This window comes from Devosia sp. RR2S18 (genome assembly GCF_030177755.1).
In the GTDB taxonomy this organism is placed as follows: Bacteria; Pseudomonadota; Alphaproteobacteria; order Rhizobiales; family Devosiaceae; genus Devosia; species Devosia rhizosphaerae.
Genome location: NZ_CP126539.1, coordinates 2,220,868 through 2,236,140 on the forward strand (window position 1 = coordinate 2,220,868; position 15,273 = coordinate 2,236,140).

Genomic DNA, 15,273 nt, shown 5'->3' on the forward strand with positions numbered 1-15,273 from the left:
GCGTGTGTATTGAGTACCGTGACAACCTCCTGGCGCCATGCCGTCCGCCTTCTTTCCCTGTCCCTCGCCGCAGCTACCGCGCTGTCGGCCTGCTCGAGCATGGGCCTCGGCCCAACTGTGAAGCGCGCCGCCTTCACCTCCGAAGAATTCGGCGTCAAGTCGTCTCCCCGGGTGACAAGCAACCCCAATCCGCCCCGTGGTGGCGGGCGGAACCTCATCGGCAAACCCTATGTGGTGCGCGGCCAAACCTATGTGCCGCAGGAAAATCCGATCGGCTATGTCGGCTCCGGCAAGGGCTCCTGGTACGGAGCCGACTTCCACGGCCGCCTCACGGCAAATGGGGAAGTTTTTTCGGCCAATGCCATCACCGGCGCCCACCCGACACTGCCGCTGCCATCCTATGTCCGCGTGACAAACCAGGAAAACGGCCGCTCGCTGATCGTCCGGGTGAATGACCGAGGGCCTTACTTGGCCGGCCGGGTGATGGACCTTTCCTATCGCGCCGCTGCCATGCTCGGCTATGTCGAAAAGGGCAGTGCACCCGTTTCCGTCGAATATCTCGGCCGGGCTCCGCTCGAGGGCGACGATACCCGAATGCTCGTGGCGAGCTATAGTGGGCCTAATGAGTTCGGCAGTCACACTCGCGTCGCCGCTGTCGACAACACCAACAGCCTGGCCGATATGGCAGGCAATTTCTTGGGCGGCCTGTTCTCCTATGCCGAGGCGGCGCCAGCCCAAAGCAGCCCAGAAGGTACTGCGATGGCGGCCGTCAACGCGCTTGCCACTCAGGCATTGCCGCCGGACACCCAGCCTGTGCGGCTTGCACTTGGCAGCTACACGGATGCAGCCGGAGCAAACAACATCGCTCAGCAGTTCGCTGTTCTTGGTGCGGTGGAGAGCATCTCTGGCGATGGCAGCACGGAGCTGCGGATGACGGCATTGAAGCCAGGCGCGAGCACTGCCGACGTTCAACATTTAGCGCAGGAACTTGGCCTGCCTGGGATAGTTCTCTATTAGTTCAGGGCGGCTTGGCAGTTAAGCCAGCTACGGACAGGGAGAGCGGACTTGAAGAGGATTTTCGTCGCGGTTGCCACTGCATTGCTGCTGACGGCATCAGCATTGGCGCAAGCTACGTTCGAAACCAAGGCCAAGTTCGCCGTCCTAATGGATGAGCAGTCCGGCACCGTTATCTTCCAGAAGGACGCTGACGAGCGCCTAGAGCCCGCCAGCATGACCAAGCTCATGACAGTGGCCGTGGTGTTCAACGAACTCCGCGCTGGCCGCATCACCATGGATGACGAATTCTTCGTCTCTGAGAACGCCTGGCGCACCGGCGGTGCAGCTTCTGGCGGCTCAACCATGTTCGCGGAATTGAATTCCCAGATCCGCGTGGAAGATCTCATTCGCTCCGTTATCATCCAGTCGGGCAACGATGCATCGATCGTTCTGGCTGAAGGCATCGCCGGTTCCGAGGCGAGTTTCGCTGCGATGATGAACGAACTGGCTCGAGAAATCGGCCTGACCGGTTCCAACTTTACCAATTCCAACGGCCTGCCGGATCCGGACGAATACTCGACTGCGCGCGATCTGGCGCTGATCGGTCGGTACCTGATCCAGGAATTTCCCGAGTACTATCACTACTTCTCGGAACCTAGCATGGAGTGGAACGGCATCAACCAGCCCAACCGCAACTCGCTTGTGGAGATGGGAATCGGGGTGGACGGACTGAAGACCGGTCACACGGAAGCTGCCGGTTACGGGTCTGTCACCTCGACCAACCAAGGCGACCGGCGCCTCATCGCCGTAGTGCATGGCTTGACGTCGATGCGCGAGCGCACCGAGGAGGCGCGGAAGCTGCTCACCTGGGGCGTACGCGCTTTCGAGCGCGTAGCCGCTTATCCCGAAGGCAGCGTCATTGCCCATGCAAACGTTTATGGCGGCACCAGCGGCAGCGTTGGTCTGGTCGGTAATGGCGAGTTGTCGCTCTATCTGCCTCGTGGCTCGCGGCAATGCCTAAGCGCCGAGGTGGTCTATGTCGGTCCCCTGATGCCGCCCGTTATGGCTGGAAGCCAGATCGCCGAACTGCGCGTGTTCTGTAACGACCAGCTGGTGCAGGCAGCACCTCTCTACGCTGCTGAAACGGTGGAAGAGGGTGATTTGGTGCGCAAGGCTACCGATGCGCTCAAGCAGTTGGCTCTTGGCTGGCTCTAAGACTCGTATACAACGAGCTTCATGCTTGAGGCGTCCACCACCAGCCGCGCCCGGTTCATCACCTTCGAGGGTGGTGAGGGCGTCGGAAAATCGACACAAGTCAAGCGTCTGCAGCAGCAGCTGCAGCGCAGTGGCATAGACGTCGTCCGCACTCGTGAGCCGGGTGGAACGGCAAAGGCCGAAGCCATCCGCGCCTTTATTCTCCAGGGGCGATCTGAAGGTTGGGGGGCAGGCGGCGAGGCCGTCTTGTTTGCTGCCGCGCGCCACGACCACGTGAACCAATTGATTGCGCCAAACCTGCGGCGCGGTACCTGGGTGCTGTCCGACCGCTTCCATGACTCGACCCGCGCCTACCAGGGTTTGACCGGAGGGGTCGACGACAAGCTCATCGATGCGCTTGAACGCCTCGCACTCAACGGTCACACGCCTGATCTCACCATAGTCCTCGACATGGATCCTGAACTCGCTTTCGAGCGGGTTGCCCGCCGCTCTGTGGAGGATGGGTTGGCCCTCACCGGTGATCGCTTCGAAAAAGAAGAACTCGACTGGCACAAGCGCCTGCGAAACGGCTTTCTGGCGATTGCCAGCGCCAATCCCGATCGCTGCGCAGTGATTTCCGCCGACCAAGGTGAAGAGCCGCTTGAAGCCGCCATCTGGTCGGTCGTTGCGGAGCGCTTCGGTGAGCAACTGGGTGGCGGGCGGGCGTGAGCGATCCCGACGCGCTAACGGGTCTGCCTTTGCCCGAACGCCGGCAGGCTGTTCTGGGCCACGAAGCTGCAAAAGCTGCAGTGCTCGATCAGTTGCACGCGCGGCGGTTACCCGGCGCTATTCTCCTCCACGGACCGCAAGGCATTGGCAAGGCGACACTCGCTTTCGAACTGGCGACTGAAATTCTTTCCGCCACCGGCGATGAGGAGGCGCACCGTGTCTCTGAGCAAGTCGCCGCGCTTTCCCATCCCAACCTCTTTGTGCTGCGGAGGAGGTCCAAGGACAGCAAGGGCTTCTATACCGTGATCCGGGTGGAGGAGGTGCGTGACCTGCGCGACAGTCTGCACCACACCAGGGGAAGATCAGGACATCGAGTGGCGGTGATAGATCCGATCGACGACTGCAATCCTTCTGCTGCCAATGCTCTGCTCAAAACACTTGAGGAGCCTCCCGCCGACACCACCTTCCTGTTGATCTCGCATCGCCCCGGATCGCTCTTGCCGACCATCAAGTCTCGTTGCCACAACCTTGCGCTGCGGCCTGTTTCTGCGGAGACTGTGCGGGCACTTCTGGTTCAGTCGGATGAGAGTCTTGGACGTGAGGAAGTCGACAGAGCTGTGGAGTTGTCCGCCGGGCGCCCGCGGCGTGCCTTCGAGACCTTGGCTCTCGAGGCGGATTCATCGCTGGGCGCATTGCAAGGCTGGCTGGCCGATCCACTGAGGCACCCGACCGCGATTGTCCTAGGCCTTGCCGATGCGCTGGGCGCTAGCCCACAGAGTGCAGAGCACAGCTTCGCTCGTGAGATGATCGACGACTGGATGGCTCATGAGGCGCGCTTGGCGGCCATGCAGCCGCATGACCGCAAGCGGCTTGCCTCCATCAATGAGCTATGGGAGAAGGTCCACGCCCTCTTCGCCGAGGCCGACAGCATCAATCTGGATATGAAGCAGACGTTGGCCGCCGTATTCGACGCGATCAGGAAGCATGTGTCGACCACCTCTGTTCCCGCCGAGTCCCAATGACCACCGAGCCATTCTACGTCACGACCGCGATTTCCTACCCGAATGGCGCGCCCCATATCGGCCATGCCTACGAGATGATCGCGACTGACGCCATCGCCCGTTTCAAGCGGCTGGAGGGTCGCGATGTATTCTTCCTCACCGGCACGGACGAGCATGGCATTAAGATGGTGCAGACGGCCGCCGCGCAAGGCATCACGCCGCGTGAACTCGCCGATCGAAATGCGGCCGAGTTCCAGCGGCTCGCGGCCGAGCTCAATATCTCCAATGACGATTTTATCCGCACCACCGAGGAGCGGCATCACGAGTCTGCTCAGGCGATCTGGAAACGGATGGAGGCCAGCAGCGATGGCGACATCTTCCAGTCCACCTACAAGGGTTGGTACTCGGTGCGCGATGAGGCCTACTTCGACGAGGATGAGCTGACTGAGCGCGACGGGAAGCGCTTCGCTCCCTCGGGCGCCGAGGTCAGCTGGGTTGAAGAACCGACCTACTTCTTCCGCCTTTCGGCCTATCAGCAGAAACTGCTCGACCTCTACGAGGCAAATCCAGATTTCATCGCGCCCAAGGAGCGGCGTAACGAGATCATCTCTTTCGTCAAAGGCGGCCTGCAGGACCTCTCCATCTCACGTACCACTTTTGACTGGGGCATCCCCGTTCCGGATGCGCCCGGGCACGTGATGTATGTGTGGGTCGACGCGCTCACCAACTACATTACCGGCGTGGGCTTCCCAGACGAGACAAGCGAGCTGTTCAAGAAATTCTGGCCCGCCGACCTCCACGTGATCGGCAAGGACATCATCCGCTTCCATACCGTCTATTGGCCAGCCTTCCTGATGAGTGCCGGCCTACCGGTGCAGCATCGCGTCTTCGCTCACGGCTTCTTGACGGTCGATGGTCAGAAAATGAGCAAGTCGCTGGGCAACGTTATCGACCCCTTTGAACTCGTCGCCGAGTTCGGCGCCGACCCGGTCCGCTACTTCCTCCTGCGTGAAGTTTCGTTCGGGCATGACGGCGACTACAGCCGCGAAAAACTGACCAATCGGGTCAATGCCGACCTCGCCAACAACCTTGGCAATCTTGCACAGCGTTCTCTCAGCATGATCAACAAGAACTGTGGTGGACAGGTGCCACAGTTCGGTGCCGCTTCTGCTGAAGATGAAGCACTCGATCAGGAGGTCGGTGACGCTCTTGCAGCCGCTCGCAAGGCCATGGATGAGCAGCTTGTCCACGAAGCCGCTGGGGCGATCATCGGGGCCCTGAGCGCCGCCAACAACTACTTTGCCGCCCAAGAGCCATGGGCACTCAAGAAGACCGACCCAGAGCGCATGGCGTCTGTTCTCTATCGCACCGCTGACACAGTGCGGCGGCTTGCCATTCCCATGCTCGCCTTTGTTCCAGTCTCAGCGGCACGCCTGCTCGACCAGTTGGCGGTGCCTGAAGCCGAGCGCCTGCTGTCGTTTGCAGAAGAGGCGAACCGCCTAGCACCCGGCACTGAATTGCCTGTTCCACAAGGCGTTTTCGCCCGTATTGAGCGTGAGGCGGACTGATGTTGATCGACAGTCACTGCCACCTCGACTTCGAGGCTCTGGCCGCCGATATCGACGGCGTGCTCGCTCGGGCAGACACTGCCGGCGTGAGCGGCATGGTGACGATTTCCACACATGTGGAAAAGTTCTCCACATATGCAGGGCTGGCGGAACGTTATGCGAACGTCTGGTGCTCGGTCGGTACGCACCCGCATCATGCAGATGAAGAATTGCACATTCAAACGGAAGACCTGGTTCGGCTAAGTGCCCATCCCCGTTGCGTTGCTATCGGCGAAGCAGGGTTGGATTACTTCTACGACAATGCTCCAAGAGAGGCACAGGCGACGGGCCTGCGTCGGCACATCGCAGCCTCGCGGATAACCGGTCTTCCACTGGTTATCCACAGCCGGCAGGCTGACGACGACATGGCGAAGATCCTCGAAGAGGAGGCAAGGCAGGGCGCATTCCCGTTCGTCCTGCACTGCTTTACGGCAGGCGCAGAGCTGGCCGAACGGGCTTTGGCGCTCGGCGGCTATATCTCTTTTTCCGGCATCATCACCTTCCGCAATGCTGAAGAGATTCGCGAGGTCGCCAAAGCAGTCCCGGCCGACCGCTACCTGGTCGAAACGGATGCGCCCTACCTTGCGCCCACTCCACACCGGGGCCAGTCCAACGAACCAAGCTTTGTAAGGCACACCGCCGGCAAGGTCGCCGAGGTTCGCGGGATCACGTTGGAGCAGGTCGGAGCGGAGACAACTGCCAATTTCGCACGGCTCTTCAGCAAGACCGGACTTGCGTAGAGCTATGCCGATCGCGCAGCGGATCATTGCGACCATTCTGGGCTGCGGTTCGTCGGGTGGTGTGCCGCGCATCGGCAATGTTTGGGGCGACTGTGACCCCGATGAGCCAAGAAATCGCCGCCGTCGCTGCGCCTTGTTGCTAGAGGGTTGGAGCGAGGGAAGCGACACACCTACCCGCGTTTTAATCGACACCGGCCCCGATCTTCGCCAGCAGATGCTCGACGCCGAAGTGGACCGCGTAGAGGCAGTGCTCTATACGCACGCCCATGCCGATCACATCCATGGCATAGATGACCTGCGTGTCCTGGCCCTGCACAACCGCAAACGGGTGGACGTCTATTTCGACCCGGAGACTGGGGCGCGGCTGCATGAAGCCTTCCGCTATTGCTTTGTTTCCCCGCCAGGCAGCGACTATCCCCCCATCCTCAATGGCCATCAGATCAGTCCTGGTCAGGAGCTTGTGATAGACGGGCCGGGGGGCATAATCCATACTACAGTGTTCGAGCAGACCCATGGTCAGATCACCTCGCTCGGATTTCGAGTAGCAGATTTTGCTTACTCAGTGGACCTTTCAGGCTTTCCCGATCAGTCGATCAGTGCACTGCAAGGGTTGTCGCTCTGGGTTCTGGATTGTCTTCGCCCAACTCCGCACCCGAGTCATCTCAGCCTGCCTGAGGCACTGGACTGGATAGAGAAAGTGCAACCGCGAAGCGCCGTGCTCACCGACATGCACATCGACCTCGATTACAACCGGCTCGAGGCAGAAACACCGGAGCACATAACTCCGGCGTTCGACGGCATGCAGATCGACGTTGTGGCGGGCAAGGTGCTGAACCGCTGAGATCAGCGGAACGCGGGGATTACATGCCGACCGTAATTGGCGATAATTTCTTCCTCGTCGCCGCTATCGAGATAGATGTTGAACTGGGTAACGCCAGCATCCTTGAGCGCATGCATTTTGGCAATGTGGTCGTCGGGCTCTCCCAGCACACAGAAGTTCTCGACCACATCTGGCGTTATGAAGTCCAGAAACGGGTTGTCCGACTGGCCGTGCTTTGAATAGTCGTAGCCCCGACGCTTCTCGATGTAGCTGGTAAGGCTCTTGGGGATTTGGTCGTTGTCGGCGCCATATTTTTCGACGATGTCGGCCACGTGGTTGCCAACCATGGCTGGGAACCACTTGGTAGCTTCAACGGCCCGCGCCTTGTCGCCGAAATAGGCTGGTGCGGCCGCCATCGAGCGGTAATTGCTCATGTTCCGGCCAGCAGCCTTGCCTGCATCCAGGCACTGATCGGTAAACCACTTGCAGAGGCCGGGATCGGCCAGCTGCAGCACGACACCATCAGCGTGCTCACCCGCTGTTTTCAGCGCCAGAGGACCATAAGCCGCGATCCAACTGGGCATCTCGTGGCCCACTGCCCAAGGAAACTTTACCGGTTCGGCGACATCGCCATAGGTGACTTCTTCACCGCGAACCATGGCCTGGGTCTTGTGGATGAACTCGGCGACACGGGCCAGCGTAGCAGGCTTTTTGCCCATGACGCGGCGCGAACTGTCACCACGACCGACAGCAAGATCGAAGCGGCCGCCGCTCTGCTTGGAGAGAGAGCCAAAGATGGAAGCCGCGACTGACCAGTCCCGCACGTCGGGATTGGTCACCAGCGGACCGAACCGCATGGTATTCGTGTTTTCCATGCACATGGCGATTGCGGCGTAGCAATCGCGCCAGAGGATATGGGAGTCGTAGAACCAGCAATAGCTAAACCCCGCATATTCTGCCGCACGAACCAGGTACCTTGCCCGCTCCGCCTCAACGAAGCCCTTGAACGTGATGCCGAATTCCATGCCGCCCTCCGCTGGTTGGCTGCTGCAAAAATTTGACCAGCCGATCAAATTTTTGGGCGGAGGCTAAAGGATTGTCAATTGCTATTCTGCTGACCATCGGGCGAAAGCAAGTCATAGGCGATGATGGGCCGGCCAGTTGTAGGGTGGCGCAGTAAGCTTGCGGACACGTCGTAGACACTGTTCAGCCGGGCAGGGGTGAGGACCGCCTCCGGAGCGCCCGTGGCTATCACGCGTCCCCTATTCATTAAGACAAGATCGTCGCAGAACCCTGCTGCCAAGTTGAGGTCGTGCAGGGCAATCAGCACCGTCATGCCCTCTGCAGCCTTCTCCCTGAGGAGTTGAAGGACGGATAGTTGTGCCTGTACGTCAAGGTGGTTGGTGGGCTCGTCTAGGATCAGCAACTGCGGCTGCTGCACAAGTGCGCGGGCGATATGCAAGCGTTGCTGCTCTCCGCCGGAGAGGGTCGAGAAGTCGCGTTCAGCGAAACGCGACATGCTCACGGCACTGATTGCTGCCGACGCCAGTTCCCCGTCGTCCGGTGAGGGGACGGACTGCCAGATGGATTGAAACGGTATGCGCCCGAGCAGCACCACCTCACGGGCAGACAGGTGGACGTCGGCGCTGTGGGATTGCTCGACGAAGGCCGCCATTTGGGCACGGTCTCTCCGCGACATAGCGAGAAGGTCGATACCGGCATAAAGAATCGTGCCCGCAGCGATGCTTGTGAGCCCAAGCATCGCCCTCATGAGCGTCGACTTACCGGCTCCGTTCGGTCCCAGCAAGCCAGTCACTTTTCCCGTCCGCATGTCCAACGAGATATCCTCGATGAGGGCTTTGCCTCCAACTCGAACTGTCAAATTGCGGATTATCAGGTTCCCGCTCATGTCATGCGCCTATAACGCAGCAGCACCAGGAGGAAGATGGGAGCGCCCACAAGGGCGGTGATGATGCCCACCGGAAGTTCTCGCGGCTCGAAGAGGGTGCGAGCGGCAGTATCGGTCCATACCATGAACACAGCGCCCGTCAGCATTGTAAGCGGGAGCAAGGTACGATGCCGGCTGCCGGTAGCAAGGCGTACAACATGGGGAATGACGAGCCCGACAAAGCCAATGGCGCCGCCGATCGAAACCAATATTCCCGTCAGCAAAGCCGTAGTGCCCAGCACGAGCCAGCGCAAACGAGCGACGTCGACGCCCAGAGCAGCAGCGGCTGTGTCGCCGAAGGCGAATGCGTCCAGTGAGCGCGCTGCCAGGCAAACTGGAAGCCCGAGGACCGCGATTGCCCCCATTGCCAGAAGCGCATCCGTCCAGAGAACACCGCTGAGCGAACCCAAGAGCCAGCTCAGGATTTCTCGATACGAGTCCCCTGTTGCTGACCAGAAGATCAAAAGCGAGGTCGCCGCAGCGGCAAGCGAGGACACCGCGATGCCCGCGAGAATGGCGCGCGCAGGCGTTGCGCCTCCCAAAAGTCGCGTAATGAGCAGTGTCAACGTAATAGCGGCGAAGGCGCCAAGAAAGGCGCCGAACGGCATCAGCAAGGCTGCGCCGAGCAGAAGAAAGCTGACCGCACCCAGGGAGGCACCCGATGAAAGCCCAAGCAGATAGGGGTCCGCTAGTGGATTGCGGGTCAGGGCCTGCATGGCGGCACCGCAGAGCGCGAGGCCCGCACCAACAGCCGCTGCAACAAGCACTCTTGGCAAACGCAGTTCCCAGATGATGGCTTGGCGCAAGTTTGAGGCAGCGTCGACCTGCACCAGTCCGAGACGATGGACAATGGTGGTCCACACTTCACCTGGCGCAATATCGGCGGGGCCGACAGTCACGGCGATGGTCATGCTCGACAGCAGGGATAACCACAAGGCAGGGAACGCAAGCGCACGGGAGCGCGCTAGGTTCATTGTTCGAACGTCAGCTGGTCTAGCTGCTGCGCCATGTCAGCGGCAGCTCCGACATTGCGTACTCCGGCTTCGGAAGCAGGAAATGGAACCACCAGGTAGCGCTGGTTCGCCACTGCCGAGAGTTGGCTGGTAACCGGATTTTCTGCCAGCAAGCGTCTCTTCTGCTCCGCGGAGTTCCATTCGGAATCCACCAGAACAATGACGTCTGGGTCAGCATCGACGACCGTTTCCCAACTGGCCGAAATCCAGGACTCGTCTGTTCCGTCAAAGATGTTTTCTAAACCGACAGTCTCAAAAATCATCTGAGGCGCACCGTTTCCAGCGCCCACATAAGGGGTTTTCGTGCCGGAAGAGTACCAGAGCGCTGTCAGGCCTCGCTCGTCTAGTTCAATAGAGTCCAGTTCGGTGCGCAGTTGGTTCGTCAGCCCGGCCGCAGCCTCGGTGACTCCGAAGATGTCGCCGATTTCTTCGATCTGGCTGAACAATGCTTCAAAGGTGAGCTTCTCTGGCGTGTGGGAGCGACACGCTGCAGGCGAAACATAGCTATCGATTCCCAAAGTCGTGAGTGTCTGCCGCTCACCCGCACCATCGGCGGAGAAATTGCTTTCCCAGCCGCCGTAGATAAAGTCGGGCTCCAGCTCAAGCACTACCTCCTGCGAGGGCAGCTTCTCTGAGATCACCGGGATCGCCGATGCTGCTTCCGCCCATCTTGTAGGTACCGGCGCATCCAGGAAAGCAAGGCCGATCATCCGATCTTCCAGGCCGAGGGCAAGCAGCAGCTCGGCGGATGTCGACTTAATCGCTACCACCCGTTCGGGTGGGGCCTCGAAGATCACCTCCATTCCGCAGTTCTGCACAGCCAGCGGGTAGGTTTCCTGAGCGCGGGAAACGCCGGGAGAGGCAAGGAGGAGGGCGAGTGCTACAGCGATTACGGAGCGCATAACTTAGTCCTGTTGCTGCTTTTGCCGTTTCGGCTCTGCATGGCCGTCTCGAAGTTCCGCAAGCGCCGCTTCATAGCCGAGCCGGTAGGCTTCGGCGGAGCCGAAACGAAACATATCGTCATCTACGGAGCGAACCAGAGTACGTGCTCCAGGCGCGTCCAAGTCGGCCACGAGGCGCGACAATCCGCGCACCACGGCGACAGGGATGTTGCTCGCTTTGCCCTTCACCAGATCGGCAGCGCCAGCCAGTTCATCGGCCAACACAGTTACGGTGACCTGAAGCGGACGACCGTTGGCGTCCGCGCCACCACGCAGGTCATCTGTGACGGTCAAGCCGGCGGCCCCGATGGCAACGTCGGTTTGTCCGACGCGCCATGGTCGCCCAAATGTATCAGTTATGATAACGCCAATGCGGACGCTTAATTTGTGCCTCAGGCCCTCACAGAGGTACCGGGCAGACAAGTCGGGATCTTCTGGCAGCCGCAGTGCCACGCCATCGGGGACATTGCTCGTGTCAATTCCAGCAGCTGCCATGATGAGGCCGTGCCGCGTCTCCACTATTTGAGTCACGCCCCCTGGGTGCACGCGTTCAGCAACGATCCGGACGGTGTCTTGGGCGATCGCCTTCTCACGTTCTGCCGCGGGTACCTGACGGCCTTCACTCTTAGAAATTATCTTGCTGGTTACGACAAGAATATCTCCGTCCCGCAGCATGAACTCAGGATCTTCTGCCGCCTGCGCATCGATCGCTTCAACGAGCAGACCTATGAGATCATCACCCGGCCCGATTTCTGGAAGGCCGGTAACGCCCCAGATGCTATATCGCGGAATTGGCATCGAGGTCCTCCTCTAAAGCAGGGGCAGGGGCTATTGCAGCTTTCTCAGCCGCGGCAGAATCTCCTTGGCATAGAGATCGATGAAGCGGCTCTGATCGTCACCGGGCGCATGAAAGACCAGGTGGTCGAACCCATAATCAATATAGGCCCTGATGGCCTCGACATGCTCATCGGGGTCGCTCGACACGATCCATCGCTTGGCGATCCTCTCGATGGGCAGTTGGGCGGCCAGTCGCTCCATTTCCTCTGGATCTTCAACCGAGTGCTTCTCTTCAGCTGTCAGGGACAGCGCAGCCCAGCCGCGGGTATTCTCCATCGCCTGATGAGCATCGGGGTCGAATGACACCTTCACTTCGATCATGCGCTCGAACGGTTTGGATGCAAGCTGCGATTCTGCGCGCCCAGCAGCAACGTTGGGCAGCAGCGTCTCAGTATAGAGCTCCTGGCCTTTGCCCGACGTACAGATGAAACCATCTCCAGCACGTCCGGCATATTTCGCGTTGAGGGGCCCGGCGCCGGCGATATAGATTGGCACCATCTCGTCGGGCTTATCGTAGATCGTGGCATTCTGCGTTTTGTAGAATTCCCCCTCGAACGTTACGCGATCTTCGCTCCAGAGCTTACGAACGAGCTGGACCGCTTCCCGCAGGCGAGCCGATCTTTCCTTGAGCTCAGGCCACACCATGCCGGTTGACGGTACTTCGTTGAGGGACTCGCCCGTACCAACGCCGAGAATGACTCGGCGCGGAAACATGGCGCCGAGCGTTCCAAAGGCGTGCGCCACAACCGAGGGATGCAACCGGAAAGTTGGTGTGAGCACCGATGTACCAAGAACAACATTGCTGGTCCGTGCGAGAACCGCAGCCATCCATGCGGGCGCGAATGGTGCATGACCATCGGTGTGCTTCCAGGGCTGGAAGTGATCGCTCACAAAAACGGAGTCGAAGCCAGCTTGCTCTGCCTGCACAGCAAAGTTGAGTAGTTCAGTTGGGGCAAACTGCTCTGCCGATGCCTTGTAGCCCAAGCGCACGATGACCTCCGCTGATATCCTCTGGACAGCAGGCCTAGTTTTGACCAACTGGTCAAAAAAGTCCATGCAGAACCGCTATGATGGCGGACAACAACCCCCAAGCTTAACCAGGATGTGCTTACAAGTTCCATAATATATATTACGCGAATGGCGGAGCTGGTGATCCGTCTCGTCCCTCCCTCCTCCTGTTCCGTTGTGTGCATCCATAGGAAGTGGCTGGTCTGGCAGACGCTTGCTGCTAACCTCATCGTGCAAGGCAATTCGAATCCAGTGGAGGCTTTCCGTGCAACCGTCCCGAGATATCGCCCGGCTGATTGAAATCATGGCTGCGCTGCGTGCCCCTACGTCCGGTTGCCCGTGGGATCTCGAGCAGGACTTTGCGAGCATCCGGCACTACACGATCGAAGAAGCCTATGAAGTCGCGGATGCCATCGAGCGAAATGATATGGGCGACTTGCGGGAGGAGCTTGGCGACCTGCTGCTTCAGCCCGTCTATCATGCACAGATGGCTACTGAGGCTGGGCTGTTCGATATCGGTGACGTGGTCTACGCCATTACCGAGAAACTGATCCGCCGTCATCCGCACGTCTTCGGCGAGACACGAGCGGATAGTTCCGATGCAGCCAAGGGTCGCTGGGAAGCGATCAAGGCCGAAGAGCGTGCGGAGAAAGCTGCACGGTCTGGCGATCATGTCCCGTCCGTACTGGATGACGTACCTAATGTGTTACCGGCGCTTGCTCGTGCCGAGAAGTTAGCCAAGCGTGCAGCAAAGGTGGGCTTCGATTGGCCAGACCTTCCGTCGGTCATGGCCAAGGTTGTGGAAGAGTTAGAGGAAGTGAAGGAGGCTTCGGTACGCCAGGATGCTGCAGCCATGCACGAGGAGATCGGTGACCTTCTGTTCGCTGTGGCAAACCTTGCGCGCCATTCAGGAGTGAGCCCTGAGGCGGCCCTGCGGGACGCAAATGTTAAGTTCACACGCCGCTTTCACTACGTCGAAGAACGGTGTCGAGAAGACAGAATTGTGCCTTCTGACGCCGGGCTGGATCGCTTGGAGAGATACTGGAACGAGATCCGAGAAGCTGACAAGGCTTAAAGATCTGCTCCCTCTAGTCGGCCATTGAAGCGTTCCAAGAACGCCGCGCGATGGCGTGGCTCCACCCGCACCGAGTATTGGGTCCCCTGCTCCGTCGGCTCCTCACGTGATATGATTTCCGTATGCGAGTGCAGCCAGCCAATGTCACTTCCGGCGGAATGAGGGACATGCACCTTGTAGGTTCTGCTGTTCTCACCCAGTGCAGTTTCGATCGCGAGCTTCAGAGCATCAAGTCCTTGCCCGGTATGAGCGGATACCGGCACAACTCCTGCCACCCGTCCTGCTGGTGCGATGCCACTCAATTGATCTTCGACGGGAATGCCCTCGCTCCCCAAAAGATCGACCTTGTTCCACACTTCAATGATGGACGTCGTTTCTGGCGAAACTCCGAGCTCGGATAGAACCTGTAGAACATCCTGCGCCTGTGCGACGTGGTCAGGGCTGGCGATGTCACGCACGTGGAGGATGACGTCCGCTTCAAGCACCTCTTCAAGCGTCGCCCGGAACGCAGCGACGAGGTCGGTTGGCAGGTCGGCTACAAAACCAACCGTATCGCTGATCATCACCTCTCGTCCGTGCGGTAGCTCGAGCTTCCGCACTGTTGTGTCAAGGGTGGCAAACAGGAGATCCTCAGCGAACACCCCTGCCCCACTAATTGCGTTGAACAGGCTAGACTTACCAGCATTGGTGTAGCCGACCAGCGCAACGATGGGCATGTCCAAGCGCTTTTGGCGCTGTTGCGCACGGGTCTTCTTCACCTTCTCGAGCCGCTCCTCAAGAAGGACGATGCGCTCGGTGAGTTGGCGACGATCACTTTCGATCTGCGTCTCGCCCGGCCCGCCCATGAAACCCAGGCCGCCAGTACCGCGCTGGCGCTCCAGGTGCGTCCAAGATCGAACGAGGCGGCTCTTTTGGTAGTTGAGATGGGCGAGTTCAACCTGCAGAACACCCTCGCGCGTGGCGGCGCGTTCACCGAAAATCTCGAGAATTAGCGCGGTGCGGTCGAGCACCTTTGCCTTGGTTTCCCGCTCGAGATTGCGCTGCTGAATGGGTGAGAGCGCGGCATCGACCAGGATGAGGTCTATTCCCTCTGTCTGGACGCGCTCAGCGAGTGTCTCAACTAGGCCACCACCGATGAAAGTAGCAGGCTTGACCTCACGGACGCGAACTGTTTCCGAAAAGGCTATTTCGAGATTTATCGCTTCAGCGAGCCCTTCGAACTCGGCCTTCCTAGCCTCCAGGCTATGCTGGGAGTGGGTGCCGCGGACATCGGGACAAAGAAGGCCGGCACGCGTCGGTTGGGCCCGCCGGTCTATGAATGGCTGCGGCCCCGTCCGGCCATCCTCGTCCTCGAAGTCTCCCAT

15 protein-coding genes are annotated in these 15,273 nt (G+C 59.7%); 8 read left to right on the forward strand and 7 right to left on the reverse strand.

The window, feature by feature from the left end; genetic code table 11:
• Positions 1-18: 18 nt before the first annotated feature.
• The 7 genes from QOV41_RS11000 to QOV41_RS11030 are packed head-to-tail and all read left to right on the forward strand — an operon-like array spanning position 19 to position 7,108.
• The gene (locus QOV41_RS11000; protein ID WP_284581278.1) at positions 19-1,017 is read left to right on the forward strand and encodes a septal ring lytic transglycosylase RlpA family protein; all 999 of its coding nucleotides are present in this window, start codon (positions 19-21) and stop codon (positions 1,015-1,017) included.
• A gap of 48 nt (positions 1,018-1,065) precedes the next feature.
• Positions 1,066-2,211, forward strand: coding sequence for a D-alanyl-D-alanine carboxypeptidase family protein (locus QOV41_RS11005; protein WP_350149793.1), 1,146 nt, complete (start codon positions 1,066-1,068; stop codon positions 2,209-2,211).
• A gap of 21 nt (positions 2,212-2,232) precedes the next feature.
• Entirely contained in the window at positions 2,233-2,919 is a 687-nt protein-coding gene (gene tmk / locus QOV41_RS11010; protein ID WP_284576571.1) for a dTMP kinase, read from the forward strand.
• Positions 2,916-3,941, forward strand: coding sequence for an AAA family ATPase (locus tag QOV41_RS11015; protein ID WP_284576573.1), 1,026 nt, complete (start codon positions 2,916-2,918; stop codon positions 3,939-3,941). The genes tmk and QOV41_RS11015 overlap by 4 nt, the downstream gene beginning before the upstream one ends.
• Positions 3,938-5,488: a methionine--tRNA ligase gene (gene metG / locus QOV41_RS11020; RefSeq protein ID WP_284576574.1), complete on the forward strand. Its 1,551-nt coding sequence runs from the start codon at positions 3,938-3,940 to the stop codon at positions 5,486-5,488. Before QOV41_RS11015 ends, metG begins: the two co-directional genes overlap by 4 nt.
• A complete protein-coding gene (locus tag QOV41_RS11025; RefSeq protein WP_284576576.1) occupies positions 5,488-6,267 on the forward strand; it encodes a TatD family hydrolase in 780 nt (259 codons plus the stop codon). Before metG ends, QOV41_RS11025 begins: the two co-directional genes overlap by 1 nt.
• A 4-nt stretch (positions 6,268-6,271) precedes the next feature.
• Complete coding sequence (locus QOV41_RS11030; protein WP_284576577.1) at positions 6,272-7,108, forward strand: MBL fold metallo-hydrolase; 837 nt, start codon at positions 6,272-6,274, stop codon at positions 7,106-7,108.
• Between the two features lie 2 nt (positions 7,109-7,110).
• Here the strand turns inward: QOV41_RS11030 and QOV41_RS11035 are convergent, their stop codons facing one another.
• The 6 genes from QOV41_RS11035 to fgd all read right to left on the reverse strand — a co-directional run bounded on the left by QOV41_RS11035 (position 7,111) and on the right by fgd (position 12,882).
• The gene (locus QOV41_RS11035) at positions 7,111-8,112 is read right to left on the reverse strand and encodes a TIGR03842 family LLM class F420-dependent oxidoreductase (protein WP_284576579.1); all 1,002 of its coding nucleotides are present in this window, start codon (positions 8,110-8,112) and stop codon (positions 7,111-7,113) included.
• Positions 8,113-8,186: 74 nt separating this feature from the next.
• The gene (locus QOV41_RS11040; RefSeq protein ID WP_284576580.1) at positions 8,187-8,996 is read right to left on the reverse strand and encodes an ABC transporter ATP-binding protein; all 810 of its coding nucleotides are present in this window, start codon (positions 8,994-8,996) and stop codon (positions 8,187-8,189) included.
• Complete coding sequence (locus tag QOV41_RS11045) at positions 8,993-9,946, reverse strand: putative F420-0 ABC transporter permease subunit (RefSeq protein ID WP_284576581.1); 954 nt, start codon at positions 9,944-9,946, stop codon at positions 8,993-8,995. Before QOV41_RS11045 ends, QOV41_RS11040 begins: the two co-directional genes overlap by 4 nt.
• Before the next feature lie 59 nt (positions 9,947-10,005).
• The gene (locus QOV41_RS11050; protein WP_415926706.1) at positions 10,006-10,851 is read right to left on the reverse strand and encodes a putative F420-0 ABC transporter substrate-binding protein; all 846 of its coding nucleotides are present in this window, start codon (positions 10,849-10,851) and stop codon (positions 10,006-10,008) included.
• A 102-nt stretch (positions 10,852-10,953) separates the two neighbouring features.
• Entirely contained in the window at positions 10,954-11,787 is an 834-nt protein-coding gene (gene cofE, locus QOV41_RS11055; protein WP_284576583.1) for a coenzyme F420-0:L-glutamate ligase, read from the reverse strand.
• Between the two features lie 30 nt (positions 11,788-11,817).
• Entirely contained in the window at positions 11,818-12,882 is a 1,065-nt protein-coding gene (gene fgd, locus QOV41_RS11060) for a glucose-6-phosphate dehydrogenase (coenzyme-F420) (protein ID WP_284576584.1), read from the reverse strand.
• A 217-nt stretch (positions 12,883-13,099) separates the two neighbouring features.
• On the opposite strand from fgd, the gene mazG reads away from it, so the two are divergent.
• Entirely contained in the window at positions 13,100-13,909 is an 810-nt protein-coding gene (gene mazG, locus QOV41_RS11065) for a nucleoside triphosphate pyrophosphohydrolase (RefSeq protein WP_284576585.1), read from the forward strand.
• Here mazG and hflX read toward each other — a convergent pair.
• Positions 13,906-15,273: a GTPase HflX gene (gene hflX / locus QOV41_RS11070; RefSeq protein ID WP_284576586.1), complete on the reverse strand. Its 1,368-nt coding sequence runs from the start codon at positions 15,271-15,273 to the stop codon at positions 13,906-13,908. The two genes, mazG and hflX, sit on opposite strands and share 4 nt — an antisense overlap.

Excerpts from the sequence above, each read along its gene's own strand:
- tmk (WP_284576571.1), top strand. The coding sequence starts at position 2,233 with ATGCTTGAGGCGTCCACCACCAGCCGCGCCCGGTTCATCACCTTCGAG.
- metG (WP_284576574.1), top strand. The coding sequence starts at position 3,938 with ATGACCACCGAGCCATTCTACGTCACGACCGCGATTTCCTACCCGAAT.
- QOV41_RS11025 (WP_284576576.1), top strand. The coding sequence starts at position 5,488 with ATGTTGATCGACAGTCACTGCCACCTCGACTTCGAGGCTCTGGCCGCC.
- QOV41_RS11030 (WP_284576577.1), top strand. The coding sequence starts at position 6,272 with ATGCCGATCGCGCAGCGGATCATTGCGACCATTCTGGGCTGCGGTTCG.
- QOV41_RS11035 (WP_284576579.1), bottom strand. The coding sequence starts at position 8,112 with ATGGAATTCGGCATCACGTTCAAGGGCTTCGTTGAGGCGGAGCGGGCA.
- QOV41_RS11040 (WP_284576580.1), bottom strand. The coding sequence starts at position 8,996 with ATGAGCGGGAACCTGATAATCCGCAATTTGACAGTTCGAGTTGGAGGC.
- QOV41_RS11045 (WP_284576581.1), bottom strand. The coding sequence starts at position 9,946 with ATGACCATCGCCGTGACTGTCGGCCCCGCCGATATTGCGCCAGGTGAA.
- QOV41_RS11050 (WP_415926706.1), bottom strand. The coding sequence starts at position 10,851 with ATGGAGGTGATCTTCGAGGCCCCACCCGAACGGGTGGTAGCGATTAAG.
- cofE (WP_284576583.1), bottom strand. The coding sequence starts at position 11,787 with ATGCCAATTCCGCGATATAGCATCTGGGGCGTTACCGGCCTTCCAGAA.
- fgd (WP_284576584.1), bottom strand. The coding sequence starts at position 12,882 with ATGGACTTTTTTGACCAGTTGGTCAAAACTAGGCCTGCTGTCCAGAGG.
- hflX (WP_284576586.1), bottom strand. The coding sequence starts at position 15,273 with ATGGGAGACTTCGAGGACGAGGATGGCCGGACGGGGCCGCAGCCATTC.